We start from the raw sequence: 26733 nt of genomic DNA, 5'->3' as shown, positions 1-26733 counted from the left end.
GTCAGCGGCGAGCGACCACTCGCCACTCGCCACTGACCACTCGTCACTCCGCGACTACGTCGCCGCGAACCGCATCACCTTGATCGCGTCGAAGTTCTGCACCCCGCCGCCGACGCGCTTGGTCGTGTAGAACAGCACATAGGGTTTGGCCGAATAAGGGTCGCGCAACACCCGCACCCCCGCCCGATCCACGATCAGATAGCCCCGCTGGAAGTCCCCGAAGGCGATCGACAGACTGTTGGCCGCCACATCCGGCATGGTCTCGATCTCGGTGACCGGATAGCCCAGCAGGCTGGCCGTCTCGCCCAGCCGCGTCGCCGGCTGCCAGACGTAGTTGCCGTCCGCGTCCTTGAACTTGCGCACGGCCGAGACCGTCTTCCTGTTCATCACGAACCGGCCGTTCGGCCGATACTGGGCCTTGGGCGCATAGATCAGGTCGATCAGCCGGTCGGTCGGACTGTCGGCCGCGAACCCGCCTGCGGCGCCCGAGGCCACATAACCGATCTGGCCCCACTGCTGCCCGGCGTCGGCGACGGTCGGATAGGCCAGAAAGCCCTTGGGCTTGTTCACCCCGTCGCCGTTCACGAAGGCCTGGGTCTCCTGGGCCGCAAAGGCGTCCTCGACCTCGGCCGCCAGCCATTCGTCCAGATCGACCATGGCGTCGTCCAGCAGGGCCTGGGTCGCCGCCGGATTGGCGTACAGGTCGGCCGAGGGGAATTCCAGCAGGGCCAGGGTCGCCGGATCGGTCTCGGGCCGCGCCTCCGTCTCCGCCACCCAGCCGCAGGCCACGCCCGCCGTCGAGACCGGCTTTCGGAACACGCCCGCCGCCACCGTCCTGACCGTCGCGATCTCGCGCATCGGCGAGGCCGCCATCAGCCGCCGCTCGATGGCCCGCTCGGTCTCATAGGGCGCGACATAGCCGCCCGAGGTCGGCCCCGCAGACAGCCCCGCCTTGACCTCCAGGGCGCCGGCCAGTTGAGGCGAGTGGCCCGTCTTCAGATAGCCGTCCCACGCCGCCTTCGCCTCCGGCGCCGACACAGGCTCCACCGGCTCGCCGCCGATCGCCGGACGCCGGTTCTGGCTCATCACCCGGTCCAGCCGCGCCTGGGCCGCCGCCACCGCCTGGTCGATCCGGGCGACCTTCTCCTCCAGCAGCACATCGGCCGCCGCCTTCTTCTCGATCTCGCCCAGCCGGGCGTCGTTCGCCCCTTTGAACGCCTCGAACGCCGCCATCATCTCGCGCACGACAGCCTGCGCTTCCGGGGAGCCGGAAGCCTGTTTGGTCTCTTTCATGATGTCTCCGGTGTGAGCGCGTCCATGAGGGGCGCGCGGGAATGTCCGGGTTGCAGCCCGGAATTGTGTGATCCAGCCCCTAGCCTTGATTGCGCCTCATGCTACCAATGCAGCATGGATAGAGGGGCTCTACGGCGGGCGGCGACTTGGGGCACACTCGCCCTGATGCTTCTGGCTAGCGTTTTTTACGGTCGGCTTGCCCCCTCGCCGCCGCCCGGCATGGGAGGGCTCGGACTTTTGATCCTATCAACGGTCTTGGCGGCCGCCGGTGTGGCCGTCGGACTGCGAAGCAGGTTTCCAGCGCTTCTGACCTGGGTCCGCGCCCAACGCGCGCAAGCGTCGCCGCAGCAGAAAAAGGCCCTTTCCGCACTCACGGGATGGATGGTCCCGGTCGTGCTTACTCAAGCCTTAGGGATAGTGGTGGGCGGTCTTAGTCTCTTGCTGGAGGGGGCGAACGCTTGGTGGGTTTACCTGTCTGGCTATGCCATGTTGATCGCAGCCACGACTGGCGGCCTGATCGGCAGGCTGCGTGAAATAGATATCCTTCTGACCGCCGATCCGAAGGCTCCGGGCGGCTAGGTTCAATCGACATTCAGCCTACTGCGGTCAGGCCGCTCTTCCCGCGTCAGAGGGCCTTGATGCGGCGTCCGGGTTCATCACGGCGATCACGGCGGATTCACAGCGGTCACGACGCCATCGGAACGCGCCGTGTTCGCCGTGACCGCGTCGTGCCCGTTGTGATGAACCCATCCTCAATCAGCGTTCCGCTGCGCACCGCCCCGGCAGGACGGCGGCAGGCTGAATGTCGATTGGCCCCAGGCCGTCCCAGGGCGCGTCAGGCGACGCTAAACCGCGCCCCCGGCAGCATGGGAAACGTCACCAGCGACACCTCCCACAGCTCGACCCCGCTCAGCACCCTCAAACGTCCCTGACGCCGCGCCCGCGCCGTGCGGTATCCGATCGACAGGCCGTCCATCGCCCCCGCCCGGCTCAGGGCGGCGGCGAAGCGGGCCTCGGGCGACCAGTCTTCGATCCGGCCGCGCACGAACAGGCCGCGCTCGTCCTCGCGCACCTCGTCCCAGACCCCGACCGGCGCCCGGCCGTCGTGCTGGTTCAGCATCCGCACCCCTTCGGCGCCCGTCTTGGCCAGACTGTCGGCGAACGCCCCCGCCTGGACCACGTCCCCGTTCAGATCCGCCACGCCCCACAGGGAGGCGTAGCCCTGGATCAGGAGTGGCGAGTGGCGAGGGGCGAGGGGCGAGCGAAGTCGCGCCTGCCTTCGTCCAATCGCCTGGTTCGCCTCACCACTCGCCACTCGCCACTCGCCACTAACCACTCACCCGCCCCCCTCCAGCCGCCGTTCGATCCGCTCCACCGCCGCCGCCGTCGCCTCGCCCTGGGCCTCCAGCCGGGCCAACCGTTCGGCCACCAGCCTCTGCTCGCTCACCCTCTGCTCCAGCGTCGCAATCCGCGCCGCCGCCCCGCCCGCCCAGACCAAGCCGCCGATGGTCTGCACCACGACCGCGATCACCAGGGCGGTCGGCACGCGCCGGACCTGAGAGTCGTCGCTCATGCGTCACGTCTCCCTCGCCACTCGCCACTCGACACTCGCCACGCCTTCCTCATACCTCCACCCCCGCCATCCGTCGCCGCTCCGCGTCGGTCAGGAAGCTTGCCGCCTCCAGCCGCGCCCACAGGGCGTCGCGTTCGGGCTGCAAGGCCGGCACGGCCTCCAGATCGGCCCGCACCTCGCAGCCGGGGAAACGTCCCCCCAGCCAGCCGGTCATCGCGCCGGCGGCCTTGCGCGCCAGGGGTATGACCGTCTGTCGCCAGAAGGCGGTGTTGGCCTCGCGATAGTTGGAATAGGTGGCGTCCCCCGGTATCCCCAGCAGCTGCGGCGGAACCCCGAAGGCCAGGGCGATCTCGCGCGCCGCCGCATGTCGCCCGGCGGTGAAGTCCATCTCGGCGGGGGTCAGGCTCAGGGGCTTCCAGTCCATTCCCCCCTCCAGCAGGATCGGCCGCCCGGCGTTCTCCACCCCGGCGTAGGCGCTGGACAGTTGGGCCTTCAGCGCTTCGAACTGGCCGTCGGTCAGCCGCTCGCCGCCCTTGGCCCCATAGATCAGGGCGCCGGACGGCCGCGCCCCATTGTCCAGCAGGGCCTTGTTCCAGGCCCCGGCCGCATTGTGCGCATCCACCCCCTGCGCCGCCGCCTCCAGCGGCGACAGGCCGTACCAGTCGTCCAGCGGATGCCACAGCTTCAGCTGCATCACCGGCGCCCAGCCGTCAGCCGCCCGCCCGATCCGGATCGACCGTCCGTCCACGGAGTAATCCCACGCCTCGGGCCATCCCGACCGGCCGGGAACCACCTTGACCCGGTCCGACCTGAGCGCCCACAGCTCCTCGGGAACCGCGTCCCCCACCGCTTCCACCCAGGCGTTGCCCGAGACCTGAAGCGATCCGTAAACCGCCTCCATCAGCTCCGCCCCCGACTGTTCGGGATTGGGCCGGCGGATCAGCCGCGCCAGCGGATGGGTCTCGTCGCGCACCCCGTCCACAAAGACCGCAAAGGGCGCCGAGGCCGCCGCCTCCGCAATCATGCGGATGCAGCGATAGGCCACGGCGTTCTTCTGATAGCCTTCGCGCGCCAGGCCGGCGTAGTCATTGCCCGTCCACCGCGCCCGCCCGACGCCCGACAGCAGCACCGCCGTCCGACTGGTCTTCGCCTCCGGCGCGCCCGGATCGGGCGCACGCCCGCCCCGGCCGAACGGCCACCGCATCCCACCCATCGCACTCTCCTGAAAATGTCTCACCGCAGCGGAGGCGGCGGCCGGCGCTCGGCGCCGCCGTTTCGCCTCCGCCCCGCCCGTGCTAGTCTCGGCCTATGACGATCCACGTCGACATCGCCCGGTCTCAGGCCACCCTGGCCGAACTCGCCGCCCAGGCCGAACAGGGCGAGGAAATCGTCCTGTCCCGCGACGGCCACGCCGTCGCCGTCATCCGCGCGGCCAAAGCTCGCCCCAGCCTCCGCATCGGCGCCCTGGCCCACCTCGGCCCGCTGACGGATGAAGAAGCAACCCTCTTCCTTCAGCCGGAAGCAGATTCACCGGCGCGGCAGGATTGACGAATTCGGCGTCAAAAGCGCCGTAGCGGCCGGATCACGCCGTCTGCTCGATCAAGTCTATGGCGGACTGAGCTGGGTAGAACATCTTGGGCATGGAACAGGGCTTTCCATAAGTTTCAAACCCCATTCGCCTATAGAAGGCCGCCTTGCGCTCGTCCGCCGCCACCAGCGTCAAGGCGCAGATGCCGGTTCTCAGCGCGACTTCGCCAAACTCCCGGATGGCATGCGTCAAGAGCAACGGCCCCAGAATCCCCTTGCCTTGCAGCGGCCGTTGGACCGCGAGGTAGCAGAGCTGAACCGCTGAAAAATATCCGTTTTCGGTGCGAAACACCTTGCCGTGGCCAGCGATATCAGTGTCGGATTCCAGCCTAATACGCATGGAGTAAAGTCCCGCGACAGCGGGATTGCCCTTGAGGTGGGCCGTCACCACGCGCGACTTGAGGGCCTTGTGCTCCTTGTGGGCGCCCGACACCCACTGATCGATCTCGCGGTATCCACACAGAAAAGCGCCTCTCTGAATCGGACCAGAGAGGCGCTTGAATTCAAAGGTCGGAACAGGCGGCTCAAGCCTCGCGGCTGCGTCGTTCATTTTCCAACAGGTCAGCGTAAAGGCGCTTCATTTCGGGCGTTACCCCGCCTGTCCTGTTATAAACCTTCTTCGCAAACTCGCGCGCATGCCGAGATTCCCGCGGCGCCACAGGCTTACGAGAAAGGATGGCCGTAAGGTCGGCCCAAAAGCTGTCTTTTCTAAGCGCAGTCATATCGTCCTCCTTTCAGCCTAAAGGTCTTGATCCGTCGCTCGCGTATCGCGACATCAAGCAGATTGCGTCCGGATCAGCGCTCGTCAAGCGGCGTCCAGGTTGACAAAAGGCGACATATATGGCACGAGCAAACGCTCTTTCCGTTTGATCGCTTGCCCGCATCGGGCGAGGTACAGAAAATCTAATTTTCTGCGGATTTTCTCCTCCTCACAACAGCCGCACCGACGGCCCCTCGCCCTGCGGCTCCAGCATCAGCCGCGACACGCCCCAGACCAGGGCGTCGGCCCGGTCGGGGCTGGGTCCGCCCTCGCAGCCCAGGGCCAGCATCTCCTCCTCCAGGGCGGGAAAGTCGCCACAGTGGACGACCCGCCCCTGTTCGTACAACAGGGCCACCGGCTCGGCCCGGGCGGCCTTGGAGCGGCGGGCGTGGACCAGGGCGACCGGGGCCGGACAGTCCGCCTGGCCCAGGACGCTTCGCACCATCTCCCCGCCCTGATTGGCCTCGGCCGCCACCTCCTGGGCGTCGAAATCCCGCGCGGCGCGACAGACGGCGGCGGCCCAGCCGCCGGGCGACAGGCCCCGCACCGTCCGGTCGGCCAGGACGAAGGCCCGCCGTTCGCGCCGTCCCACCACCACTATGCCGCAGGCGTCGCCGTGGGCGCTGGCGGGCGGATCGACCGCCACGACCACCCGGTCCAGCTCGGCCGGCCGGCTTCCGCGCGCCTGTTTCAGATCGGCGATGCGGAACAGGGCGCCCTCGCCCTCCACCACCTGTCCCTCCAGCTCCTGAGCCGCCAGCCGCGTCCCGCCGTAAAGGTCGGTCAGATGATCGATATAGCCCGGCGACAGGTTCTCTGCGTTGTCCGCCGTCGCCGCCCGGTCCGTCACCGTCCCCGCCTCGGCCATCAGCCGCCGCAGGGCCGGAATGGGCCGGGGCGTGGTCGTCACCGCCAGCCGGGGATCGGGCCCCAGCCGCAGGCCGAACCTCAGGTTCGACAGCACCGCCTCGGGCTTGCGCCAGGTGCAGAATTCGTCGGCCCAGGCGGCGTGGAACTGGGGTCCGCGCAGACTGTCCGGGTCCTCGGCGGAAAAGGCGTAGGCGGTCGAGCCGTTGGCCCACACCAGCCTTCGCCGTCCGGCCTCCCAGCGGGGCCGGTCGCCCGGCTCGGCCAGGGCCTTGATGCCCGCCTCCCCCTCGACCATCACCTCGCGCACGTCGTGCAGGGCCGGACCGACCAGGGCGATGACCGCGCCGGGCCTGAACCGCGCCGCCACATCCATCCACACCGCCCCGGCGAAGGTCTTTCCCGACCCGCGCCCGCCCAGCAGCAGCCAGGTCCGCCAGGGCTCATCCAGGGGCGGGCATTGGTGAGGATGCAGCCCCGTCGCCCGCACCATCCGCCTCAGTTCGCGCGCGTCCATCTGGTCGGGCGCCTTTCGTCTCCAGAATGCGGTCCAAACGCTCGGAATGGAGGGTGAGCCGGCGTCGCAGCCGCGCGTCCTCCTCGGGTCTGTCGGTTCGCCCACCCATTTCGTCCTCTTCGCTGTCTTTTTCGGCCCTGCGCTCAGCCTCCATGCGGCGGCGGATCGCATCGACCGCCAGGGCGGCGCGCGCCACCACGCCGGCGCGCCGCGCCAGCGTCTCCGCATCCGCCTTTTCCTCGGGATCGTCCTTGGCCAGCACGGCGGCGGCGCGCTGAACCGCCCCCTTCAACTGCTCGAACAGCGGCGCCAGCCAGTCGCCGCCCGCCTCGCTCTCTTCGCTTTCTCCCGTCATGCCCAAACCCTAGCGCACCAGCGTCCCCAGGCCGGAAGTTCGCGCTTAGAAAGGCGTAATGGTTTGGAAGAACGGGATTTCAAGCAGCGTCGCCCTACGGCTTGAAGCCATGCATCCGACAACGGCTCCAAGCGCGGTAGGCCCAAAAATGACAAAGGGCGCACCCATAAGGATGCGCCCCGGAATTCGACGGCTTCAGCAGCTTGTCATCGCCTCCTGAAGCCCGCCACGCCGTCAAGCGGAGTGGTCTCAAAGCCCGATGCCTGAACAGAGCGGGGACGCGCCCAATCTGGGGGCTATAGGTGCCGTGTCAACTGCTGGAGGCAAGCCGCAGAGTACGGAAACCCTGATGCTTTGATGCTCTGGAGACGACCTGTCTCGACTAAGATCCATCTCCGCTGCAACGCTCAGGGCCTCCCCGTCGCGGTTTGTCTGAGCGGCGGTCAGGTCTCGGATGTGAAGGGCTATGCGCCGGTGATTGACCAACCCGGTCCCGACCCTTGCGTCCTGCTCGCCGACAAGGGCTACGACGCCGACTTCATCCTGGCCGACCTGGAAGCCAGAGACGTCGCCACCGTCATCCCCGCCAGGCGGAACCGCAAGGTCCAGCCCGTCATCGACGGCCATATCTATGGCCTGAGGAACCACGTCGAGCGATGCTTCTCGAAGCTGAAACACAACCGCAGACTGGCCACTCGATACGACAAGACCGCAGACAGCTTCCTCGGCTTCGTCCTCGTCGCTTCAATCCGCCTATGAATCAGACACTTTTCCACACCGTCTAGAATAGAATTTAGAATTAACAAACGCTAATTCGTTCGCAAGGCGTGTTGCGTCTAGGTTGTTTGACGAGAGATTATCGTCAGGGGGGCAGGCTTGACGTTCCATCGCACGCGCCGTCATTTTCAAAGAATCCGCAACCGCGCGACGGGGTTCGAGACGCCCTGCCGCCATCCAAGGTGGATCGATCTTTCAGCGGCGGCGCGGATAGGCGCATCGGTCGTTGCGCTGTCTGCGCCGGCCTCCTCTGTCTTGGCTGCCACTCAGGCGGCCCCTGGCGCCCCGCCGGCGGGACCGCAGAGCCAAGGCCCGACCGAGGTCGAGACCGTGACAGTGGTGGGCAATGCGCGGGTCAGGGGCTCGGTCGATCGTCGCAGCTACGACATAAAGAACGATCTTCAGTATCAATCCGGTTCGCTCGCCGACGTCCTGAGCGGCGTGCCTTCCGTCAGCGTCGATCCCGACGGCTCCGTCAAATTGCGGGGGGCGTCGGGGGTCACGATTCTGATTGACGGGGAGCCTGCGCCTCAGGTCAACGGAGCCAATCAGGCGGCGGGGGTTCAACAGCTACGTGCCGCGCAGTTCAGCCGGGTCGAGGTCATGACCAATCCTTCGGCGGCGTTCAGCCCCGAGGGTCAGGCGGGGATCATCAATCTGATTTCTCGTAAGGACGGACAGTCGCAGCCGACGACCAATATCACGGTCGGCGGCGGCAGTCGCAGCGCAGGGAACTTCAGCGTCAGCCACTCGGCCAATCATGGACCGCTGTCGTTCAATGGGTCCGCCGGCGCCAGACGAATCCCCCTTGTGATCGACGACACTACGACCCGGCGCTTCATCCAGCCCGACGACGCGATCGATCAAGACCGTCTTGAGAGCCGGACGCAGCTTCGCAAGACGGAAAGCAATGCGTCATCGACCGTGGGATGGCAGCTTGACCCCAAGAGCAAGCTCACGCTCGATCTGGACTATTTCGGCCTGGACCAGCGCCAGGACCGCCGCGCGGTCTTCGACTCGTCCGCCCGGACGAGCGGCGCCGAACCGGCCTTTGAGAGCACCAGCCATGGGCGCAGCGACGCCGACCTGGTCTCCGGCGGCTTGATGCTGAAGCGTACGCTTTCGCGGACGGACAGCTATGCTTTGGCTCGCCTGCGCGTGTCTCGTCAGACCGAGGACGAAGCCCAGGACGACGTCATCGACTATTGGGACGAGCCCACCAGGAACCGGCGACAGGCCGCCCTTCGTTCGCTCGAGCTGCAAACGGTGACGTTTAAGGCGGAATACAAGATCGAGGCCAGGCCGGGCGGGGAACTGATCGTCGGGTCCGATCTGGAGCGGCAGGAGGCCGACGTAGGCTACGCCGAGGGGCAGACGCCTGGAGCCGCCGGCGGCGCAAGAGACGATCCGTTTCGCTACGATCGCAGCGTCGCCGCCGTCTACACAACCTACAAAACTCGATTTGGCGAACTCGAGGTTCTGCCGGGCGTTCGGCTGGAAGTCGCCGACTGGGTGACGCGACAAGGCGGGAACGCTCAGCGCACACGTGATTTCGAGATTTATCCGACGGGCCATGTTCGCTACACGGTCGCTCAGGATTGGATCATCGGCGGCAGCTTTACGAGACGAGTCGATCGTCTAAGAGCGAATGATCTCGACGAGACCGTTAAATATTCTGGCCCCTTGTCCTATTTCAGCGGCCGACGTGATCTGAAGCCCGAAAAGACCAGCGCCTATGAACTGGAGCTTGAACATGAAGCTTCAGGACGCAACTATTTAGCCACCGGCTACTATCGTTCCACGTCGAACCGGATCGGCACGCTCAGCACTTTGCGGGCCGACGGTGCGATCCTCGACCGGCGCGCCAACATCGGCGAGTTTCGAACAGCCGGCCTAGAGCTTGTGGCGAGCGGCTCGGTCGGATCGACGATCACCTACAAGTTGACCGGCCGGTTTGCTTGGAATGAGGTCAGCGGCGCGGAGGGGGCAGGCTCTTACCGCCGCAGCGCTTGGACGCCCTCGTCTCAAGCCAACGTCAACTGGAAGATCACCGACCACGATTTCGTTCAGATAAACGCCGTTCAGCTCGGTGAAGATCTGAGCCAGCAAAGACGACGCGAGGCGTTCAGTGTCGTCAACCTCGGCTACCGACGAAAACTCGCCGACAGCCTCTTTCTCACGGCCACGGTGTCAGACCTCTTCGACAGCGCCCCAAGACGAGAGAGGGTGCGCGGCGAAACCTTCGATCAGGACATCGACCGCCGCTACGACGCCAGACGCTTCACGCTCTCCCTGTCCTACGCCTTCGGGAGGCGCACCGGCAGCCTGGAGGATCGCTTCGACTACGGAAACTAGGCGGTGCGGACAAAGTGGATTCCCAGATTCTCTGATTGCTGATTCAAGGCTGTTCTTTGCGGAGAGCGGCGTTGGTTCGGGGTTTGATGACGGACGAGGAATGGGCCTTCTTCGAGCCGTTCGTGATCGAGACGGGACCGAGGCGGGATCGGCGGCCACTCAGTGCCTCCCTGTCGCGGTTTGTCTGAGCGGCGGTCAGGTCTCGGATGTGAAGGGCTATGCGCCGGTGATGGACCAACCCGGTCCCGACCCTTGCGTCCTGCTCGCCGACAAGGGCTACGACGCCGACTTCATCCTGGCCGACCTGGAAGCCAGAGGCGTCGCCACCGTCACCCCCGCTCGACCATCCATTCGGGCGCCTCGAAGTCCAGGGCGTCTTCCGGCTCGGCCAGGGCCAGTTCCGAGATCGTCTGTCCCCGGACCGAAACCCCGGCCGTATGCACCGTCTCGGGATCGCCCGAGACCAGCGGATGCCAGGCCGCCAGCGGCCGCCCCTCGTGCAGCCGGCGATAGGCGCAGGACAGGGGCATCCACTCCAGCGCCTCGATATTGTGCGGCGTCAGCTTGATGCAGTCCGGCACATGGGCCTTGCGGTTCGCATAGTCCGAACAGGCGCAGGCGTTCGGATCGAACAGCCGGCAGTGGACCCGCGTCGGGATCACCTCGCCCGTGTCCTCGTCCTCGAACCGGATGACGCAGCACAGGCCGCAGCCGTCGCACAGCCCCTCCCACTCGGCCGGGGTCATCTCGGCCAGGGTCTTGGTTTCCCAATAGGGTCGGGGGGAAGCGGGCATCATCGGACGGGGCGCCTAATCGACGGATGCGGCCATCAGATGGCGGCCGCGTCCTGGACCAGGCATCCATACCACCCCAGACCCTGATAGGTCTCATAGCCCGGCGTGCGGGCGTAGCCGACGGTCCGGTCCCCCTTGGCGTAGCTGCCCATGACGCCGCCCGCGACGTCCAGCTTGACCGTCTCGCTCAGCACCCCGACCCCGTCCGAGGCCGCCAGGACGCGGTGCTTCTGGTCCAGCAGCAGCACCCGCGTCCGGGCCTTTTCGTCGGGCGTCAGCCGCACCCCGTCCACCACCGTCTGGGCCTGGGCCTGCCAGTCGAAATGGACGCCCAGAACCCCGATCGCCGCCCCGTTCGCCAGGCCGCCCTGTCGGATGGCGGTGGCGTAGGTCGCCGTCGGCGCCCCGTTCAACGCCTCCAGCCGGGCGATGTCCGCCACGGCGAAATCGTCGCCCGACTTGGTCGCCAGGGCGTCGCGGAACCAGGCCATCTCCCGCGCCGACTGACCCCTGACCGGATAGCGGTCCGGCCGACCGTTGGCGACGATCGTCCCGGCCCTGTCGCAGATCCAAAGGTCCAGATAGACGGTGTAGGCGTCCAGAATGACCTTCAGCCGGCGGCCGGCGTGGTCCGCCTTGGCCGCGTCCGGCTGGGCGACGCAATCCACCACGGCGCTGTCGGTCGCCCACCAGCGCACGTCGCAGGTCCGCTCGTACAGGTTCCGGTCGATGATCTCGATGGCGTTCAGCGCCAGGTCCGCCAGCCTCTGGCCCCGCAGCTGGCCCAGGATCGCCCCGCCGATGGCCGACAGCTCGGTCAGGTCGCCCCGCACCTGCTGCTCCAGGGCGCCGGCGATGTCGTCGATCTGGCCCGAGATGCGCTTGAACTCCTCGGCCACCACCATGAAGCTGCGCCCGGCCTCGCCGCTGCGGGCGGCCACCACCTGGGCGTTGACCACCAGCATCTTGGAGGCCCGGTTGACCGAGGCGATCTCGCCGATCTTCTCGCCCGCCACGGCGTTCAGCCGCTCAGACAGTTCGAGAATACGCTCGGGCCTGACGCCCGCGTCCGCTTCACTCATGGAGACCCCCGTCCCGCCCGGCGCGCCACAAGGGGAGGCGGGCGAACCGAGGCAAGCGCGAAGGCTAGGACGATAAAACTTAACGCCAGATAACCACGGCTCAGTGAGCCATGCTCTTGGAAAACAACTGGATCACCACCACCCCGCCGACGATCAGGGCCAGGCCGAGCATCGCGGGCGCATCCAGCCTCTGGCGAAAGGCCACGGCGCCGATCACCGAGATCGCCACCACCCCCAGGCCGCTCCAGATCGCATAGGCGATCCCCACCGGCATCTGCTTCAGGGCCACCGACAGCAGATAGAAGGCCAGGCCGTAGCAGACCGCCGTCCCCGCCGTCGGCCAGGGCCGGGTGAACTGCTGCGAGGCCTGAAGCAGGCTGGTGCCCGCCACTTCGCAGGCGATGGCGGCCAAGAGGGCGGCCCAGGTGACGGGGCTCACGGCTCGTTGGCCGTGATCGTATGGCCCGGCGTCAGCAGGGACAGCAGGGCCTTGCGCTGCTCGTCCGAGACCTGATGCAGGCCGAACAGGTCCGACATCCACAGGCCGTCGGCGATCAGCCGCAGCATCAGGGCGTCGTCGGCCCCGACCGGATCATTGGGATCATCGATCTTGATCCGGTCCATCCAGGCCTTCCAGCGCAGCACCAGGCTGGGATCGAGGGCGAAGGCGGCCAGGACGACCCGGCCGATGCTGACGTCCTGCAAGGTCACCGGCTCATTGACCGTCACCCTCAGATAGGCGCGGGCGTTGCGGCCGTAGGGCTCCGGATCGCGCGCCGCCTCGGCCAGGACGCTCTCCACATGCATGGCCCCCAGATGATCGATCATCCCCTCCAACAGGGCGGTCTTGCTGGGAAAGTGGTGCAGCAGGGCGCCCTTGCTGACGCGGGTGCGCGCCGCCACCGCATCCAGGGTGAAGCCCGTCGCCCCCAGTTCGGCGGCGACCTCCAGGGCCTTGTCGATGATTTCGGCGCGGGTCTGATCGGGCGCGCGGCGGCGGGAGGGGGTGTCCATAAACGCTACATACCGGCCGGACGGTAACTGTCAAGCTGGGCGCCGCTGGACGATCTTTCCGGTGGCGTCTCGGCCCTCCAGCCCTTAGATCAACGCCCTTCCCGCCCCTTCCCCGCCCGTACAGCCTCCCCAGGGAGGATCGAAAGTCAGATGGCCGCCAGACCCCCTCTCGTCGCGCTCAAGGACGTCCGCCTTCAGGACGGCCCCCGCCCCCTGTTCGACGGCGTCGATCTGGCGGTCGAACCCCGCAGCCGCGCCGCCCTGGTGGGCCGCAACGGGGCGGGCAAGTCCACCCTGATGAAGGTGGTCATGGGGCTGATCGAGCCCGACAGCGGCGACCGCTCGGTCCAGTCCGCCACCCGTTTCGCCTATGTGCCGCAGGAGCCGATCATCACCGGCGAAACCTTGCTGGACTACGCCTCGTCCGGCGAGGCCGAGCCCTGGACCGCCGAGGCCTGGCTGACCACCTTCGGCCTGGACCCGGCCAAGTCCACCCAAGGGCTGTCGGGCGGCGAAACCCGCCGGGCGGCGCTCGCCAAGGCCTTCGCCGAGGAGCCCGATCTGCTCCTGCTGGACGAGCCGACCAACCACCTCGACATCCTCGCCATCGAGCTTCTGGAGACCGAGCTGATCTCGGCCCGGTTCGCCCTTCTGGTCGTCAGCCACGACCGCGCCTTCCTGAACCGGGTCACCGACACCGTTCACTGGCTGGAGGGCCGCCGCGTCCGCACCCTGAACAAGGGCTTCGTCGAGTTCGACGACTGGGCCGCCAAGACGCTGGAGGAGGAGGCGGAATCCCTGCGTCGCCTGACCAAGACCATCGAGCGCGAGACCGAGACCTTCTACCGCTCCATCACCGCCCGCCGCAGCCGCAACGAGGGCCGCGCCCGCGCCCTCCAGGCCATGCGCGCCGAACGGGCCGAGAAGATGAAGGACGTCCCGCGCGAACTGTCCCTGGGCGTCGATTCCGGCGCGACCTCGGGCAAGCTGGTCGCCGAGATCAAGGGGGTGTCGAAGGGGTTCGACACAGTGGCGAGTGGCGAGTCGCGCGTGGCGAGCGATGGCTCCGCCGCCCCGACCGCCGAGCAGGACCCGTCGCTCTCGCCACTCGCCACTCGCCACTCGCCACTTCCTGCCCGCCGCACCCTGTTCAAAAACCTGACCACCCGCATCATGCGCGGCGATCGTCTGGGCATCGTCGGCCCCAACGGGGCGGGCAAGACCACCCTGGTCAAGACCCTGCTGGGCGAACTGCCCCCTGACGAAGGCACGGTCCGCCTGGGCGCCAATCTGGAGCCCGTCTATCTGGATCAGTCGCGCGAGGGGCTGAAGTCCGACATGACCCTGTGGGACGCCCTGACGCCCGGCGGGGGGGACTCCATCCTGGTGCGTGGCGTGTCCAAACACGTCGCCGCCTACGCCAAGGAGTTCCTCTTCTCCGAGGCCCAGCTGCGTCAGCCGATCTCGACCCTGTCGGGCGGCGAACGCAATCGCCTGCTCCTGGCTCGCGCCCTGGCCAAGCCCGCCAATCTGCTGGTCCTCGACGAACCGACCAACGACCTGGACATGGACACGCTCGACAAGCTCGAAGAGCTGCTGGAGGGCTATGACGGCACCCTGATCCTGGTCTCCCACGACCGCGACTTCATCGACCGGCTGGCGACCTCCACCCTGGCCCTGAACGGCCGCGGCGAAATCGTCGAAACCCCCGGCGGCTGGACCGACTTCATCCGCCAGAATCCGGGCTTCCTACAGAATTCTCCCTCCCCCTCGGGGGAGGGCAGGCCGCGAAGCGGCCGGACGGGGGCGGCCGAGGAGACCGTGTCGCCCGCCCCTCAAAAGAAGACCGCCAAACTCTCCTACAAGGACGCCCGCCGTCTGGAAGAGCTGGAAAAGCTGATCGAAACCCTGCCCGCGACCATCGCCCGCCACGACGCCGCCCTGTCGGACCCCGACCTCTACGCCCGCGACCCCAAGGCCTTCGACGCCGCCATGAAGGCCGCCGAAAAGGCCCGCGCCGAGCTGGAATCCGCCGAGATGGAATGGCTGGAGCTGGAAGAGAAGAAGGCGGCCCTGGCTGGGTGAGGGGCGCCGCTTGAATCGGATGCGCCAAACCCAATCTCATGCTAGGGTGAAGCCCTGAAGGAGACTCCATGTCGACGATGCAGATCGCTTCTGAAGAGACCCTGCGCGCCGGTCGCAGGATCGTCGAACAGTACGGCAGCTGGTCGGCCGCCATCGCCAAGGGCGAGCGTCGCGACGACGGCGTCGTCATCCTGCCCGCGCCGCCCTCTGTCGCGACCACCGCTCAGGCCGAGGCGCCCGCCCAGGCTCAGGCCAAGATGCAGGCCAAGACCCCGGCGCGCGCCGTTTGACCGTCACGCTCGGGGTCGCCTGGGCGCTGTTCATCCTGGCTCCAGGTCTGGCGGTGTTCGCCGCCCTCTACACCTCGGGCGGCGGCAAGGTGGTGGCGCCGGCCCCACCTGCCCCCAACTCCTTCACCGCCCTGTCCATCGTCATCTTCGGCGCCCTGACGGCCCATGCGGCGGCGGCCTTCGTCTTCGTCCTGGGGGACGGCGTCGCCTACTCCCTTCCGGCCTTGCGTCCGCCGTGGAACCCCAATCCTTACGCCTATTTCCGGGCCGCCCCGCCCAAGACCGACCCCTTCCTCGGACTTGAGGTCTGGTCGCTGCTGTTCGTCCTCCTGGTCCTTTCGATCGGCGCCTATCTGGTCATGCGGTGGGCGATCGGCCGTGCGGAGCGGACCAGCATCGCTCGGGCTCGGCTTGAGCCGCCCCAGCCTGCGGTCCCCCTGTTCCGATTTCTGTACGGCGGCTGGGCTTCGACCCTGGTTCAGCTCAGTCCCGAAGCCGCCTACGACAAGCATCTGGCCGCCTATGTGGTGACCGACATGGAGACCGAGAACGGCTGGGTCGGCTATGAGGGCGAGGTCGCCAGCCTGTCTCTCGACACCGACAAGCAGATCGTCGCCCTGACCCTGAAGAACTGCCAAGCCTTCCGGCTGGAGCCCACAAAGACCAGCCTCAGTCACAGGGTGATGGCCCGCGCGGCGCCCATTCCCCTGCTGCTGATCGAACGGTCGCAGATCAAGAATGTGGCGCTTCAGGTCGTCTTTCAGCGCAAGCCCAGTCCTCGTCCGGCGGACGGAACGGTCGTCTAGCCCTGCGCCGGTCCGCCGTCCTGATCCTCAGGCGGCGTCTTTCCCGCTCCCCGGTTCTGCATCACACCGACCACGATGAAGGCGACCAGGCCGAAGGCGAACCACAGGCCGAACTTGTCGGTGAGCAGGCCGATCAGGCCGAAGATCAGCAGAACGCCGAAGGGGGTGAGCTTCTTCATGGGGCGGACGTTAGCCGGGTTTCTTTCGGCTGACGAGACCTTCCGAAACCTCCGCCCTTGAAACCAAAGCCGCCCTTACCCACTCCAGCCTCATGACCCTTTCCACCCATGTCGTCGACTTTCCCCCGGCCCAGCAGGCGGCGGTGCGGCGGATCAACGCCGTCCTGGCCCGCGCCCCGCGTCTGCGGACCGACCCCTGGCGGATCGAGGCGGGCCAGCGCCTGTCCCTGTGGTTGGACGCGGCCGCCGGGGCCGTCACCGTTCCCCGCCTGCGCAAGCGCGGCGTCACCGTCGAAATCCGCCAGACCGACGGCGAGACGCCCGTTCCCTTGCGCATCCTTCGGCCCGAAGGCCCGCCCCGCGCCGTGGTGCTGGACATTCACGGCGGCGGCTGGGTTCTGGGCAGCGCCGGGCTGAACGACCGGCTGAACGCCCATCTGGCCCGGCACGGCTTCTGCGTCGTCTCGGTCGATTACCGCCTGCTGTCCGAACGGCGCGGCGTCTATATCGACGCCGCCATCGCCGACTGCCTGGCCGCCGCCCACTGGACCGTGACCCATGTCGACGATCTGGGCGCCGCGACCGTCTTTCTGACCGGGGAATCCGCCGGCGGCCATCTGGCGGCCCTGACCGCCGTCGCCCTGCGCGACCAGGGCCTGATCGACAAGGTCAAAGGCTGCGTCTTCACCTATGGGGTCTTCGACCTCTCGGGAACCGAGGACGTCCGCTCGGCGGGACCCGAGACCCTGCTGTTCGACGGCCCGACCATGCAGGCGGATCTGGCGCGGCTGGCGCCCGACCGCGACGAGGAGGCCTTGCGCCGGCCCGACGTCTCGCCCCTCTACGCCGACCTCGAGGGCCTGTCGCCCGCCCTTTTCCTGGTTGGGGAATACGACCCCCTGTTCGAAGACAGTCTGCTGATGGCGACCCGCTGGGGCGAGGCGTCGGACGCCGATCTGATCCGCGTCCCCGAGGCGCCCCACGGCTTCCTGCATTTCGGCGGCCCGGCCGCGCGCGGGGCGCGGGCGGCCGTCCGTCACTGGCTCAACAGACACCTGAAGTCCTAAGGAAAATTCCCGATTGTGGGACTGAGGGATTTCCCTTACCTCCCAAACCTTCACCACCGCGCGATCCGGACGCGGGAATCGGGGAGAAGTGAGGCTTTGAACCCGGTCCTGTTTCGCCGCCCCCTCTATGGCTACGGCCTGGCGGTCTGCGCCTGGCTGACCGCGTTCGGGGTGCGCATGGCCCTGGCCGACTGGTTCCCGCCGGGCTTCCCCTATCTGACCTTCTTCCCGGCCGTGGTGGTGATCGCCTATTTCTGCGGACTGGGGCCGGCGATCCTGACCGCCGTCCTGTCGGGCCTCAGCGCCTGGTGGTTCTGGATCGGGGCGCCGGGGTTCGACTGGAGCGCAGCGACCGGCCTGGCCCTGGCCTTCTACGTCTTCGTGGTGGCGGTCGACATCTTCTTCATCGTCGGCATGAATGCGGCGACCGACGGTCTGAAGCGCGAGGTGGCGCGCAACGCCGCCCTGGCCGAGAGCCGCGACCTCTTGCTGAAGGAGGTCCAGCACCGGGTGTCCAACAACATCCAGGTGGTCTCCAGCCTGCTGCGGCTGGAGGCCGGCATGACCCGGGACGAGACGGCCCGGCGCGTCCTGTCGGAGGCTGCGGCCCGCACCGCCCTGATCGCCAAGGTGCAGCGCAGCCTGTTGGACGCCGACGGCGCCGCCGCCCCCTTCGACGACCTGGCCCGCCGTCTGGTCGCCGACGCCCTGGAGGCCACGGGCCGCACGGATGTGACGATCGAGGTCGAGCGCGCCTGCCACGCCCTGACGGCGGAAGAGGCCACGCCGGTCGCCCTGATCCTGCTGGAATGCGTCAACAACGCCCTGGAGCACGCCTTCCCCGGCCGCCCCGGCCGGATCGAAATCCGCCTGTACGAGGCGGACGGGGAGCGCCGGCTGGAGGTGCGTGACGACGGCTGCGGCCCGCCGCCCGCCTTCGACCCCGGCCAGAGCCGCAGCCTGGGCCTGCGGATCGTTCTGGGCCTGACCGAACAGCTGCGCGGTCGGTTCAGTCTGGTCGACGGCGCGCCCGGCGCCCTGTGCCGCCTGACCTATCCGCGTCCCGCCGATCACTGATCGCCCGGCTTCCGTTTCTGTGGAAGACGCAAAGCCCTGATCCGCAAAAGCGAATTTGATCCGTCCACCGATGTTCACAGGCTTGTCCACCGCCGCCGGGCCGGTCATGCACATCGGGGCGAGTTCGGGCGCTTGCCTCATACCGGCTTTCGCGAGAACGTCAACAGGCCGAGGGACACGGCGGCGCGGAAAACGGGGGAGACCCCGGCTTCAAGCGGACCGGCCCGGCTCTCCGACCCGGCGTAACGGGCGATCTTCAGGATCGTAACGGACGTCAGGCGGGATCCAGGCTTCCGGCCTTCGACGGTCTTCAGGACCGGCGGACGCAGGGAGAACCGGATCGGGATCGACGGACGACGCGGACGCAATCCGCGGAACGCCTGAGACCAGGGGCGCGACAGGATACAGCCGACCGTCCTCGCGGGCTCCCGCCCCGACGACGCCCAGGCCGAGGTCCGAACCCACCCGGCCAAGTCCAACCCGGACTTGGCGAGGGGACGAAGCACACGGGCTCCCCCGCACGCTTCGTCCCCTCGCTCAATTGGGACGCTGCGCGGTCGCCGCCGTCGGATACGGCTTCATCGCTCCCCCGCCTTCCCAAGGCCGCCTTCCCCTCGTAAAGCAGGGCCATGATCCAGCGTGGGAATCGCCTGCTGAGCCGTCGCCGCGCCCTGCTCGCGGGCGGGGCGGCCGTGGTCGCGGGGGCGGCCCTGGGCCTGAGGGGCTGCGGCCGGTCCGAGGCGCCGGTGGACGAACAGGGCCGGGTGCGGCTGCGCTTCGCCACCGACTGGCGCGCCCAGGCCGAACAGGGCGGCTTCTATCAGGCCCTGGCGACCGGCGCCTATGAGAAGCGCGGGCTGAACGTCCAGATCGTCCAGGGCGGACCGGGCGTGAACGTGCCGCAACTGCTGGCCTCCGGCGCCGTCGAACTGGGCATGGGGTCCAACAGCTTCATCCCGATGAATCTGGTCGCGGCCGGCGCGCCCGTTAAGGCCGTCGCCGCCTTCTTCCAGAAGGACCCCCAGGTCCTGATCGCCCACCCGGACCCGGCGCTGGAGACGATCGCCGACCTGAAGGGCCGCCCCTTCCTGCTGGCCGACGCCTCGATCAACGCCTTCTGGGTCTGGCTGAAGGCCAAATACGGCTTCACCGACGATCAGGTGCGCAAATACACCTTCAACCTGGCGCCGTTCCTGGCCGACGAGCGGGCGGTGCAGCAGGGCTATCTGACCAGCGAACCCTACACCATCGAACAGGAGGCGGGTTTCGAGCCCAAGGTCTTCCTGCTGGCCGACGAGGGCTATCCCTCCTACGCCGCCATGGTCCTGGCCCCCAACGCCTTCGCGCGGGACAATGCGGCGGCCCTGCGCAGCTTCATCGCCGCCTCGGCGGAGGGCTGGCGCGACTATCTACGGGGCGATCCGGCGCCGGGCGACGCCCTGATCCGCAAGGACAATCCGGAGATGACCCAGGCCATCCTGGACCAGGCCCGGCAGAAGCTGCGCGACAACGCCATCGTCGACGGGGGCGACGCGGCGCTCTACGGCCTGGGCGCCATGACGGCCGACCGCTGGCAGGCCTTCTTCGACGTGACCAGCCAGGCGGGCGTCTTCGATCCGGGCCTGAACTGGCGCGAGGCCTTCACCGACAACTATCTGCCGGGCCGTGGCTGAGCCCATCGCCGCCCTGCGCGGAGCGACGGTCGATCTGGCCGGGCGCGGCGCGCTGGGGCCGCTGGACCTGATCGTGGCGCGGGGCGAGATCGTCGCCCTGGTCGGCGCCTCGGGCGCAGGCAAGTCCACGACCTTGCGCCTGCTGGCCGGGCTCCAGTCGCCCAGCGCCGGAACCGTCACGCGCGCCGTCGGACCGGGCCGCACCGGCTTCGTCTTCCAGAGTCCGACCCTGACGCCCTGGGCCGACGCCCAGGCCAATGTCGCCCTGCCGCTGGAGCTGGCGGGACGACCCCGCGCCGAGGCGCGCGAGCGGGCGGCCGCCGCCCTGAGCGCCGTCGGTCTGGGCGACCGGCTGGACGCCCGGCCGTCGGAACTGTCGGGCGGCATGGCCATGCGCGTCGCCCTGGCCCGCGCACTGGTGACGGGGCCCGAGCTTCTGCTGCTGGACGAGCCCTTCGCCGCCCTGGACAGCGTCACCCGCCGCCGTCTGATCGAGGATCTGCACGCCCTGTGGGCTGCGGCCGACCCCCGCCCCGCCGTCGTATTCGTCACCCATGACGTCGAGGAGGCCGTCTATCTGGCGCAGCGGATCGTGGTGCTGGAGGCGGCGACCGGCCGGCCCGTCGCCGATCTGCCCACGCCGTGCGCCCCGCCGCGCCCCGCCCGCTGGCGCGCCGATCCCGCCTATCGTCAGGCCGTGGAGACGACGGCCGAGGCCCTGGAGGCGGCGATGACGTCTCAGACGGCGGAGACTGCGGCGTGAGGCGGTCGGCCGAGCTGATCCCGCCCCTGCTGCTGGGCGTCGTCCTGCTGGCGGCCTGGGAGGGGGCCTGCCGTCTTCTGGACCTGCCGCCCTATTTCCTGCCGCCGCCCAGCGCCGTGGCCGCCGCCCTGATCGAGGCGGGGCCGCGTCTGGCCGCCTCCGCCTGGATCACCTTCGTCATGGCGGTCCAGGCCCTGATCGTCGCGGGCTTGGTCGGGGGCGGCCTGGCGCTTATGGTGTCGCTGCACGCCTCGGCCGAGCGGGCGGTGCGGCCCCTGGCGGTGGCGCTTCAGGTCACGCCGGTGGTGGCCGTCGCCCCCCTGGTCCTGATCTGGGCCGGGCTGGACCACGCCGACCGGGCGGTGGTCGCCCTGGCCGCCCTGGTCGCCTTCTTTCCCCTGTTCTCGGGCGTCCTGACGGGGCTGAAGTCGGCCGATCCGGATCTGGAGCGGCTGTTCGACCTCTATGGCGCCACGCCCCTGCAGCGGCTGTGGCGGCTGCGCCTGCCCTCGGCCCTGCCCTTTGCGCTGGAAGGTTTGCGGGTCGCGGCGGGCCTCGCTGTCATCGGCGCCGTGGTGGCCGAGTTCGTCTCGGGCTCGGGCGCCACCCAGGGGCTGGCCTGGCGCCTGCTGGAGGCCGGAAACCGGCTGCGGACCGCCGAGATGCTGGCCGGGGTTCTGTGCCTGACCCTGCTGGGCCTGGCGCTGAACGCGGCCGTGGGATTGGTCGAGCGAATCGTGACGGTGCGAATCCGGGTCCGCCGTTAGCGGCGGATTAAGCGATGGCCGCCTAGGCTTGCCCGATGTCATTCGCCCGAGGCCGTCTCTTGCGCCCTGTCCTGCTCCTGTCCAGCGTCCTGTTCGCGGCCCTTATGGGCGCGGGCGCGGCTGCGGCCCAGGTCGCCACGACGTCCGAGGGGCTGCGCTATCTGTCCTGGCCCGGCAAGCCGCCGGTCGCCCGCGGCCCCGACGCCCGCGCCTCGTCCGCTCGGACGACCGCTCCGCGCGCGACTCTTGCCGCGCTTCCCCTGGCCCGGCTGGACGCCCCAGCCTCCACGGCCGTCGCTGCCCGGCGGGGCCTGACCCCCGCCAGCGACTGGCTCTCGCCCGCCGTCGCGTCCCAGCCGGTGTCGCAGCCCCGCCCCTATGAGGCGACGACGCCCCAGCCCGCTCCCGTTCAAGTCGCTTCTGCGCAGCCGGAACCTGTTCAAGCCCCAGTCGTCCAGGCCCCAGTCGTCCAGGCCGCTGCGGTCCGGGTCGCGCCGCCCCCCCAGAACGCGCCCCAACCGGCGCCCCAGGCCGACGCCCTGGGCGATCCCATGGCGCCTCGCCGCGACGCCCCGATCTTCCGCCTGACGCAGACAAGCATGGCCGCCGCCGCCCCGGCCGCGACGCCGCCGGTTCAGACGGCCGCCGTTCAGGCCGAGGCGTCGCCGCTCGCCTCTGTCCCCTCGGCCGTTCCCCAGGGGGCCCGCTTCTATTCCGTCCATCGCCAGGCGGGTCATCGTCCTGACCCCATCCCCCAGGCGCAACCGGTCTATCTGGACGCCCTGCCGGTCGAGATGAGCCAGACGCCGTCCTCGGCGGACCTGGCTCAGCCCGACGGCCCGCCGGCCCTGATCCGCAATCGCGACGGCTCGGTGCGAGCCGCCCCGCCGTCGGCGGGCGGGTCCGACGCCGTGGACGAACGCTCATGAGCGAAGCCCTGCCCCCCGAAGACGCCGAGGCGATCAAGGCCTCGCGCCTGCCCCAGCTGATCGCCCTTGCGGAAGAGGCGTCCAGCGAGAAGCGCCGCCTGCTGCTGCGCGAACTGACCGACCAGTTCTTCGGCGACGTCGAGCACAGCGCGGCCGAGACCGACCTCTACGGCGCCGTGCTGGAAACCCTGTGCGAAGACATGGAGGTCGCGGTTCGGGCCGAACTGGCCGCGCGGTTCGCCGTCGCGCCCGATGCGCCCCACAGCCTGATCAAACGGCTGGCCCATGATGCGATCGAGGTGGCCGAGCCGGTGCTGCGCGGCTCCACCGTCCTGACCGACGCCGATCTGATCGGCGTGGTCTCCAAACACGGCCAGGACCATCTGCGGGCCGTATCCGGCCGGGTCGAGGTGCCCGAGGCGGTGTCCGAAATCATCGTGGCGCGCGGCGACGACCACACCCTGGGCGCCCTGTTGCGCAACGACGGCGCCCGGCTGTCGCGCGCCGCCTCCGAGACGGCGGTCGAGCGGGCCAAGGTCAATCCGGCGCTTCACGCCCCCGCAGTCGAGCGCAAGGGCCTGCCGATCGACCTGCTGAACGAAATGTATTTCGTCGTGGAGGCCCGGCTGCGCCACCAGATCCTGGAGCAGAACGCCAGCCTGGACCCGGCCCTGCTGGAGGCGGCCCTGGCGGCCGGGCGCACCCGCGTCGCCACCAGCGACGGCGCCCTGCCGCCCGACTACGCCGAGAGCCAGGCCTATGTCGAAGAACTGCATGCAGCCGGCCAGCTGACGCCCCAGGTGCTGATCCGTTTCCTGCGGTCCAAGGGCCGGACCCCTTTCCTGGTCGCCCTGTCGCGCCTGGCCGACATCGACTTCCACACCGCGCGCGGCATCGTCGATCGCCGCGACCTGGACGCCCTGGCCGTGGTCTGCAAGGCGGCCGACATCGACCGGGCCATCTTCCTGACCTATGCGGTGTCGCTGCTGGGCGCGGATTCCAACCCGATGGGCAAGGCCGCCGCCTATGGCCGGATGTACGGCGAACTGACCACGGAGGCCGCCGGGCGCACCCTGCGCTTCTGGCGCATGCGCCGCGTCGCCCAGGCGGCCTGATTCCGACAGGTCGCTCTCCCTTTCCCTGCCGGGAGTGAGAGATGCGCCTCATCCAAACAAAAACGCCCGCCTCTGGAAGGAGGCGGGCGTTCTATACCGATCAGTCCGGGCTTACTTCTTGGCGCGCGGCGCGCGGGCCGGCTTACGGCCGCCCTGGCCCAGGCCCATCTGCTTGGCCAGTTCGGAACGCGCCTTGGCGTAGTTCGGCGCGACCATGGGATAGTCCTTCGGCAGGTTCCACTTGGCGCGGTATTCTTCCGGGCTCATGTCGTATTTGGTGCGCAGATGGCGCTTCAGCGACTTGAACTTGCGGCCGTCTTCCAGGCAGATCAGGAAATCGGGGTTGATGGACTTGCGAATCGGCACCGCCGGTTCCTTGGGTTCCGGCTCGGCCTCGACCGGACCGCTCGAAACACCCGACAGGGCGGCGTGAATATTAGCGATCAACGCCGGAAGGGCCTCAGCCGTGACGGTGTTGTTGCCGACATAGGCCGATACGATGTCGGCGGTCATCTCGAGCAGTTCGGGCTTTTCTTCCATGCCTTGCGTCGCTTTCTGATTCTATTCAACTCGACTGAAACGCCAGCCGCGTTTTCACACCAGTCTCATAGAGTTATTGGTCGGCAAAAGCAATCGCAGAAGGAAACGCCGATTTTCGGCGGAAAAGCTTCGCGGAAAGCTGACAGGGATCAGCGGCCGAAGTCTTCGGCCAAGGCCAGCATCGCCGCTCGTTCCGGGGCTGAATATTCATCCACCTGTTCATCATCCCCGGCCCGAATAGCCTGCAACAGCGCCGGCGTCAGGGCCGATGACAGCGACCAGTTCCAGTAACGCAATACCGTCTGGGCCCGATCAACCGCCAGCAGGTCATAGGTGATCTGAACCCTCTCCCAGTCGGGATGAACCGAGCCGTCAGGCTGAACCTCGGGGCGACGCATGGATCTCCACAAGTTGTGGACGTCGGTCTTGGACAGACCGGTCGCCTTACACAATATGGCCAGGGGTTCGCCCCCCGCGTCGCCCAGGATCTTGGCCCCCGTCAGGGGTTTGATCCCGGACAGATAGGCGATTTCACTGGCGATCTCGCGCGACAGGCCGTCGCGGGCGGCCGTGGCGACCGCCTGTTCCAGACTGTCGAAGGGGCTCTTTTCGATAGCGGCGCGGTTGCGCTGGCGCCGTTCGATGAACTGCAGGGCCTTGCGCGCGACCGGATCGGCCCAGCCCTCGCTCGCCGCCATGGGAAAGACGTCCTCAGCGACCTCCTGCATGACGTCGCGCGAGACGCCGAAGCGCTGGAGGATGGTGCGCCGATCATCGGCGCCGCACCACCAGAACATCACATAGGCCCCCGACGGCCGCAGCTCCGGCCGTTTCAGCAGGCCGCCGCACAGGCCCGGGTGGGTCCGGCTGAGGGCCACCACCGTCTCGATCCCGGCCTGGGACAGGCGGGCGGTCGAGTTGCGCAGCAAGGTCTCGATCACCTCCGGCTCGCCGAAACCGACCAGGGTCTCGCAGACGATTTCCGACAGGCCGCGCCGCGCGGCCATGACGCGCCGGTGCTCGGCGCCCGCTTCGCGGGCGCAGGCGACCAGATCGGCGTCGCTGAGGGCGGCGCACTGTTCGATCAGCACCTGGGCGATCTCGATCTCGTCGCGCAGCAGCAGCCGGGCCAGGGCGTCGGGCAGTTCGGCCAGGGCGGCCAGCCGCCCCGCCACCCGGCGACGCTCCTCCGGCGAGGCGAGGCGCAGCATGTCGACCAGCAGGTCCCCGACCACCGACCGTTCGAAGGCGTTGATCCGGCTGGCGGGCAGGGAGACCACGTCGGCCAGCCGTTTCAGCAGGGCCCGGCGCGCCCTCAACGGCGGCGGCCCGGCCTCCTCTTCCTCGATCAAGGTTGGCGGCTGGCTCATGGCGCCACCCTAAAACCTGGCGGGTTAAGCCGAAGTATCGCCGATCCTCACAGGCCTTCGAACAGGGCGGTCGACAGATAGCGTTCGGCGAAGGAGGGGATGACCACCACGATGGTCTGGCCCGCGCTCTCGGGCCGGGCCGCCAGACGGAAGGCGGCGACCAGGGCCGCGCCCGAGCTGATGCCGACCGGAATTCCCTCCAGCCGGGCCGCCTTGCGGGCCATGTCGAAGGCCTCGTCGTTCGACACCTGCTCCACCCCGTCCACCACCGACGGATCATAGATGGCCGGGACGAAGCCGGCGCCGATGCCCTGGATCTTGTGCGGGCCCGGCGCGCCGCCGGACAGGACGGGCGAGGCCTCGGGCTCGACCGCGATCATGCGGATCGAGGGCTTCTTGGCCTTCAGGGCCTGGCCCACGCCCGAAATGGTGCCGCCGGTGCCGACGCCGGCGACCACCACATCCACCGCCCCGTCGGTGTCGTTCCAGATCTCCTCGGCCGTTGTGGCGCGGTGGATGGCCGGATTGGCCAGGTTTTCGAACTGGGACGGGCTGACGGCGCCGGGCGTGGAGGCCAGCAGCTCCTCGGCCCGGGCGATGGCGCCCTTCATCCCTTTTTCAGCCGGGGTCAGCTCCAGCTGGGCGCCCAGCAGGGCCAGCATCTTGCGCCGTTCGATCGACATGCTCTCGGGCATGCACAGGATCAGCTTCAGCCCCTTGGCGGCGGCGACGAAGGCCAGGGCGATGCCGGTGTTGCCGCTGGTCGGTTCGATCAGGACGGTCTCGGGCGTGATCTTGCCCGCCGCCTCCAGCGCCTCGACCATGGCCACGCCGATCCGGTCCTTCACAGACGCGATCGGGTTGAAGAACTCCAGCTTGGCCAGGACCGTCGCCCCTTCGACCGGCGCCAGCTCGGCCGACAGGCGCGGCAGCCGCACCAGGGGGGTGTCGCCGATGGTGTCGACGATGGTGTCATAGACCTTGCCCCGGCCCTTCTTCACGTGACGGGACGCATCATAGTGGAAGTCGGACATGGGGCGGGCTCCGGGGTAGGGGACGGGTCGTTCAGGATGCGTAACAGATAGACGGCGCGTCCGA

The 26733-nt window shown here is 68.5% G+C and carries 28 protein-coding genes and 1 pseudogene; 14 read left to right on the top strand and 15 right to left on the bottom strand.

What is annotated here, in order from left to right; genetic code table 11:
• Positions 1-54 precede the first annotated feature (54 nt).
• The 4 genes from GGQ93_RS10345 to GGQ93_RS10330 form a co-directional block, all read right to left on the bottom strand.
• Entirely contained in the window at positions 55-1293 is a 1239-nt protein-coding gene (locus GGQ93_RS10345) for a phage major capsid protein (protein WP_183216815.1), read from the bottom strand.
• A gap of 835 nt (positions 1294-2128) precedes the next feature.
• Positions 2129-2524, bottom strand: coding sequence for an HK97 family phage prohead protease (locus tag GGQ93_RS10340; RefSeq protein WP_182714599.1), 396 nt, complete (start codon positions 2522-2524; stop codon positions 2129-2131).
• 105 nt (positions 2525-2629) lie between these two features.
• Positions 2630-2866 carry a hypothetical protein gene (locus GGQ93_RS10335; protein ID WP_183216813.1) on the bottom strand — a complete coding sequence of 79 codons (237 nt, stop codon included), beginning with the start codon at positions 2864-2866 and terminating at the stop codon, positions 2630-2632.
• A 49-nt stretch (positions 2867-2915) separates the two neighbouring features.
• Positions 2916-4070: a phage portal protein gene (locus GGQ93_RS10330; RefSeq protein WP_221233673.1), complete on the bottom strand. Its 1155-nt coding sequence runs from the start codon at positions 4068-4070 to the stop codon at positions 2916-2918.
• Between the two features lie 104 nt (positions 4071-4174).
• Here GGQ93_RS10330 and GGQ93_RS10325 point away from each other — a divergent pair, with 104 nt between their 5' ends.
• A complete protein-coding gene (locus GGQ93_RS10325) occupies positions 4175-4414 on the top strand; it encodes a type II toxin-antitoxin system Phd/YefM family antitoxin (RefSeq protein WP_183216809.1) in 240 nt (79 codons plus the stop codon).
• 34 nt (positions 4415-4448) lie between these two features.
• Here GGQ93_RS10325 and GGQ93_RS10320 read toward each other — a convergent pair whose 3' ends face one another.
• From GGQ93_RS10320 to GGQ93_RS10310, 3 genes are all read right to left on the bottom strand, one after another.
• A complete protein-coding gene (locus GGQ93_RS10320; RefSeq protein WP_183216807.1) occupies positions 4449-5003 on the bottom strand; it encodes a GNAT family N-acetyltransferase in 555 nt (184 codons plus the stop codon).
• A gap of 379 nt (positions 5004-5382) precedes the next feature.
• A complete protein-coding gene (locus GGQ93_RS10315) occupies positions 5383-6597 on the bottom strand; it encodes a DNA-packaging protein (protein ID WP_260171200.1) in 1215 nt (404 codons plus the stop codon).
• Positions 6524-6952 carry a hypothetical protein gene (locus tag GGQ93_RS10310; RefSeq protein ID WP_183216805.1) on the bottom strand — a complete coding sequence of 143 codons (429 nt, stop codon included), beginning with the start codon at positions 6950-6952 and terminating at the stop codon, positions 6524-6526. The genes GGQ93_RS10315 and GGQ93_RS10310 overlap by 74 nt, the downstream gene beginning before the upstream one ends.
• A 357-nt stretch (positions 6953-7309) precedes the next feature.
• On the opposite strand from GGQ93_RS10310, the gene GGQ93_RS10305 reads away from it, so the two are divergent.
• From GGQ93_RS10305 to GGQ93_RS16495, 3 genes and pseudogenes are all read left to right on the top strand, one after another.
• A complete protein-coding gene (locus GGQ93_RS10305; RefSeq protein WP_183216803.1) occupies positions 7310-7711 on the top strand; it encodes an IS5 family transposase in 402 nt (133 codons plus the stop codon).
• A 117-nt stretch (positions 7712-7828) separates the two neighbouring features.
• On the top strand, positions 7829-10084 hold the full coding sequence (locus tag GGQ93_RS10300; protein WP_183216801.1) for a TonB-dependent receptor: 2256 nt from the start codon (positions 7829-7831) through the stop codon (positions 10082-10084).
• A gap of 100 nt (positions 10085-10184) precedes the next feature.
• Positions 10185-10367: pseudogene (locus GGQ93_RS16495) on the top strand (hypothetical protein); the annotation flags it as partial.
• A gap of 46 nt (positions 10368-10413) precedes the next feature.
• Here GGQ93_RS16495 and GGQ93_RS10295 read toward each other — a convergent pair.
• The 4 genes from GGQ93_RS10295 to GGQ93_RS10280 form a co-directional block, all read right to left on the bottom strand.
• Positions 10414-10881 carry a YcgN family cysteine cluster protein gene (locus GGQ93_RS10295; RefSeq protein ID WP_152949622.1) on the bottom strand — a complete coding sequence of 156 codons (468 nt, stop codon included), beginning with the start codon at positions 10879-10881 and terminating at the stop codon, positions 10414-10416.
• 32 nt (positions 10882-10913) lie between these two features.
• A complete protein-coding gene (locus GGQ93_RS10290) occupies positions 10914-11960 on the bottom strand; it encodes a methyl-accepting chemotaxis protein (protein WP_183216799.1) in 1047 nt (348 codons plus the stop codon).
• A 100-nt stretch (positions 11961-12060) separates the two neighbouring features.
• A complete protein-coding gene (locus GGQ93_RS10285; protein WP_054764885.1) occupies positions 12061-12399 on the bottom strand; it encodes a DMT family transporter in 339 nt (112 codons plus the stop codon).
• Positions 12396-12974: a TetR/AcrR family transcriptional regulator gene (locus GGQ93_RS10280; protein WP_183216797.1), complete on the bottom strand. Its 579-nt coding sequence runs from the start codon at positions 12972-12974 to the stop codon at positions 12396-12398. Before GGQ93_RS10280 ends, GGQ93_RS10285 begins: the two co-directional genes overlap by 4 nt.
• 150 nt (positions 12975-13124) lie before the next feature.
• Here GGQ93_RS10280 and GGQ93_RS16490 point away from each other — a divergent pair, with 150 nt between their 5' ends.
• The 3 genes from GGQ93_RS16490 to GGQ93_RS10265 all read left to right on the top strand — a co-directional run bounded on the left by GGQ93_RS16490 (position 13125) and on the right by GGQ93_RS10265 (position 16155).
• On the top strand, positions 13125-15059 hold the full coding sequence (locus tag GGQ93_RS16490) for an ABC-F family ATP-binding cassette domain-containing protein (RefSeq protein ID WP_183216795.1): 1935 nt from the start codon (positions 13125-13127) through the stop codon (positions 15057-15059).
• A 68-nt stretch (positions 15060-15127) separates the two neighbouring features.
• The gene (locus GGQ93_RS10270; protein WP_054764883.1) at positions 15128-15349 is read left to right on the top strand and encodes a hypothetical protein; all 222 of its coding nucleotides are present in this window, start codon (positions 15128-15130) and stop codon (positions 15347-15349) included.
• Positions 15346-16155 carry a hypothetical protein gene (locus GGQ93_RS10265; RefSeq protein WP_183216793.1) on the top strand — a complete coding sequence of 270 codons (810 nt, stop codon included), beginning with the start codon at positions 15346-15348 and terminating at the stop codon, positions 16153-16155. Before GGQ93_RS10270 ends, GGQ93_RS10265 begins: the two co-directional genes overlap by 4 nt.
• Here the strand turns inward: GGQ93_RS10265 and GGQ93_RS10260 are convergent.
• A complete protein-coding gene (locus GGQ93_RS10260; RefSeq protein WP_183216791.1) occupies positions 16152-16334 on the bottom strand; it encodes a hypothetical protein in 183 nt (60 codons plus the stop codon). The genes GGQ93_RS10265 and GGQ93_RS10260 overlap by 4 nt on opposite strands.
• A 92-nt stretch (positions 16335-16426) precedes the next feature.
• Between GGQ93_RS10260 and GGQ93_RS10255 the strand changes: the two genes are divergently transcribed.
• The 7 genes from GGQ93_RS10255 to GGQ93_RS10225 all read left to right on the top strand — a co-directional run bounded on the left by GGQ93_RS10255 (position 16427) and on the right by GGQ93_RS10225 (position 23725).
• The gene (locus GGQ93_RS10255; RefSeq protein WP_183216789.1) at positions 16427-17401 is read left to right on the top strand and encodes an alpha/beta hydrolase; all 975 of its coding nucleotides are present in this window, start codon (positions 16427-16429) and stop codon (positions 17399-17401) included.
• Between the two features lie 96 nt (positions 17402-17497).
• The gene (locus GGQ93_RS10250; RefSeq protein WP_183216787.1) at positions 17498-18478 is read left to right on the top strand and encodes a sensor histidine kinase; all 981 of its coding nucleotides are present in this window, start codon (positions 17498-17500) and stop codon (positions 18476-18478) included.
• A 629-nt stretch (positions 18479-19107) separates the two neighbouring features.
• The gene (locus GGQ93_RS10245; RefSeq protein WP_183216785.1) at positions 19108-20151 is read left to right on the top strand and encodes an ABC transporter substrate-binding protein; all 1044 of its coding nucleotides are present in this window, start codon (positions 19108-19110) and stop codon (positions 20149-20151) included.
• The gene (locus GGQ93_RS10240) at positions 20144-20914 is read left to right on the top strand and encodes an ABC transporter ATP-binding protein (RefSeq protein WP_183216783.1); all 771 of its coding nucleotides are present in this window, start codon (positions 20144-20146) and stop codon (positions 20912-20914) included. The genes GGQ93_RS10245 and GGQ93_RS10240 overlap by 8 nt, the downstream gene beginning before the upstream one ends.
• Positions 20911-21681: an ABC transporter permease gene (locus GGQ93_RS10235; protein ID WP_054764877.1), complete on the top strand. Its 771-nt coding sequence runs from the start codon at positions 20911-20913 to the stop codon at positions 21679-21681. The genes GGQ93_RS10240 and GGQ93_RS10235 overlap by 4 nt, the downstream gene beginning before the upstream one ends.
• 35 nt (positions 21682-21716) lie before the next feature.
• Complete coding sequence (locus tag GGQ93_RS10230; RefSeq protein WP_183216781.1) at positions 21717-22610, top strand: hypothetical protein; 894 nt, start codon at positions 21717-21719, stop codon at positions 22608-22610.
• Positions 22607-23725: a DUF2336 domain-containing protein gene (locus tag GGQ93_RS10225; protein ID WP_152949617.1), complete on the top strand. Its 1119-nt coding sequence runs from the start codon at positions 22607-22609 to the stop codon at positions 23723-23725. Before GGQ93_RS10230 ends, GGQ93_RS10225 begins: the two co-directional genes overlap by 4 nt.
• A 111-nt stretch (positions 23726-23836) precedes the next feature.
• Here GGQ93_RS10225 and GGQ93_RS10220 read toward each other — a convergent pair whose 3' ends face one another.
• The 3 genes from GGQ93_RS10220 to cysK form a co-directional block, all read right to left on the bottom strand.
• A complete protein-coding gene (locus GGQ93_RS10220; RefSeq protein WP_054764874.1) occupies positions 23837-24265 on the bottom strand; it encodes a Ros/MucR family transcriptional regulator in 429 nt (142 codons plus the stop codon).
• A 149-nt stretch (positions 24266-24414) separates the two neighbouring features.
• Positions 24415-25635, bottom strand: coding sequence for a DUF2336 domain-containing protein (locus GGQ93_RS10215; RefSeq protein ID WP_183216779.1), 1221 nt, complete (start codon positions 25633-25635; stop codon positions 24415-24417).
• A 47-nt stretch (positions 25636-25682) separates the two neighbouring features.
• A complete protein-coding gene (gene cysK, locus GGQ93_RS10210) occupies positions 25683-26669 on the bottom strand; it encodes a cysteine synthase A (protein WP_054764872.1) in 987 nt (328 codons plus the stop codon).
• Positions 26670-26733 lie beyond the last annotated feature (64 nt).

Source organism: Brevundimonas aurantiaca (genome assembly GCF_014199955.1).
GTDB classification, from domain to species: domain Bacteria; phylum Pseudomonadota; class Alphaproteobacteria; order Caulobacterales; family Caulobacteraceae; genus Brevundimonas; species Brevundimonas aurantiaca.
Note: the sequence above shows the minus strand (reverse complement) of the source record. Positions and strands in the feature narration are given on the sequence as shown.

What these genes read in the sequence shown, in the direction of transcription:
- GGQ93_RS10345 (WP_183216815.1), bottom strand. Translation starts at nt 1,293, where the DNA reads ATGAAAGAGACCAAACAGGCTTCCGGCTCCCCGGAAGCGCAGGCTGTC.
- GGQ93_RS10335 (WP_183216813.1), bottom strand. Translation starts at nt 2,866, where the DNA reads ATGAGCGACGACTCTCAGGTCCGGCGCGTGCCGACCGCCCTGGTGATC.
- GGQ93_RS10330 (WP_221233673.1), bottom strand. Translation starts at nt 4,070, where the DNA reads ATGCGGTGGCCGTTCGGCCGGGGCGGGCGTGCGCCCGATCCGGGCGCG.
- GGQ93_RS10325 (WP_183216809.1), top strand. Translation starts at nt 4,175, where the DNA reads ATGACGATCCACGTCGACATCGCCCGGTCTCAGGCCACCCTGGCCGAA.
- GGQ93_RS10320 (WP_183216807.1), bottom strand. Translation starts at nt 5,003, where the DNA reads ATGAACGACGCAGCCGCGAGGCTTGAGCCGCCTGTTCCGACCTTTGAA.
- GGQ93_RS10315 (WP_260171200.1), bottom strand. Translation starts at nt 6,597, where the DNA reads ATGGACGCGCGCGAACTGAGGCGGATGGTGCGGGCGACGGGGCTGCAT.
- GGQ93_RS10310 (WP_183216805.1), bottom strand. Translation starts at nt 6,952, where the DNA reads ATGACGGGAGAAAGCGAAGAGAGCGAGGCGGGCGGCGACTGGCTGGCG.
- GGQ93_RS10305 (WP_183216803.1), top strand. Translation starts at nt 7,310, where the DNA reads ATGCTCTGGAGACGACCTGTCTCGACTAAGATCCATCTCCGCTGCAAC.
- GGQ93_RS10295 (WP_152949622.1), bottom strand. Translation starts at nt 10,881, where the DNA reads ATGATGCCCGCTTCCCCCCGACCCTATTGGGAAACCAAGACCCTGGCC.
- GGQ93_RS10290 (WP_183216799.1), bottom strand. Translation starts at nt 11,960, where the DNA reads ATGAGTGAAGCGGACGCGGGCGTCAGGCCCGAGCGTATTCTCGAACTG.
- GGQ93_RS10280 (WP_183216797.1), bottom strand. Translation starts at nt 12,974, where the DNA reads ATGGACACCCCCTCCCGCCGCCGCGCGCCCGATCAGACCCGCGCCGAA.
- GGQ93_RS16490 (WP_183216795.1), top strand. Translation starts at nt 13,125, where the DNA reads ATGGCCGCCAGACCCCCTCTCGTCGCGCTCAAGGACGTCCGCCTTCAG.
- GGQ93_RS10270 (WP_054764883.1), top strand. Translation starts at nt 15,128, where the DNA reads ATGTCGACGATGCAGATCGCTTCTGAAGAGACCCTGCGCGCCGGTCGC.
- GGQ93_RS10260 (WP_183216791.1), bottom strand. Translation starts at nt 16,334, where the DNA reads ATGAAGAAGCTCACCCCCTTCGGCGTTCTGCTGATCTTCGGCCTGATC.
- GGQ93_RS10255 (WP_183216789.1), top strand. Translation starts at nt 16,427, where the DNA reads ATGACCCTTTCCACCCATGTCGTCGACTTTCCCCCGGCCCAGCAGGCG.
- GGQ93_RS10245 (WP_183216785.1), top strand. Translation starts at nt 19,108, where the DNA reads ATGATCCAGCGTGGGAATCGCCTGCTGAGCCGTCGCCGCGCCCTGCTC.
- GGQ93_RS10230 (WP_183216781.1), top strand. Translation starts at nt 21,717, where the DNA reads ATGTCATTCGCCCGAGGCCGTCTCTTGCGCCCTGTCCTGCTCCTGTCC.
- GGQ93_RS10225 (WP_152949617.1), top strand. Translation starts at nt 22,607, where the DNA reads ATGAGCGAAGCCCTGCCCCCCGAAGACGCCGAGGCGATCAAGGCCTCG.
- GGQ93_RS10220 (WP_054764874.1), bottom strand. Translation starts at nt 24,265, where the DNA reads ATGGAAGAAAAGCCCGAACTGCTCGAGATGACCGCCGACATCGTATCG.
- GGQ93_RS10215 (WP_183216779.1), bottom strand. Translation starts at nt 25,635, where the DNA reads ATGAGCCAGCCGCCAACCTTGATCGAGGAAGAGGAGGCCGGGCCGCCG.
- cysK (WP_054764872.1), bottom strand. Translation starts at nt 26,669, where the DNA reads ATGTCCGACTTCCACTATGATGCGTCCCGTCACGTGAAGAAGGGCCGG.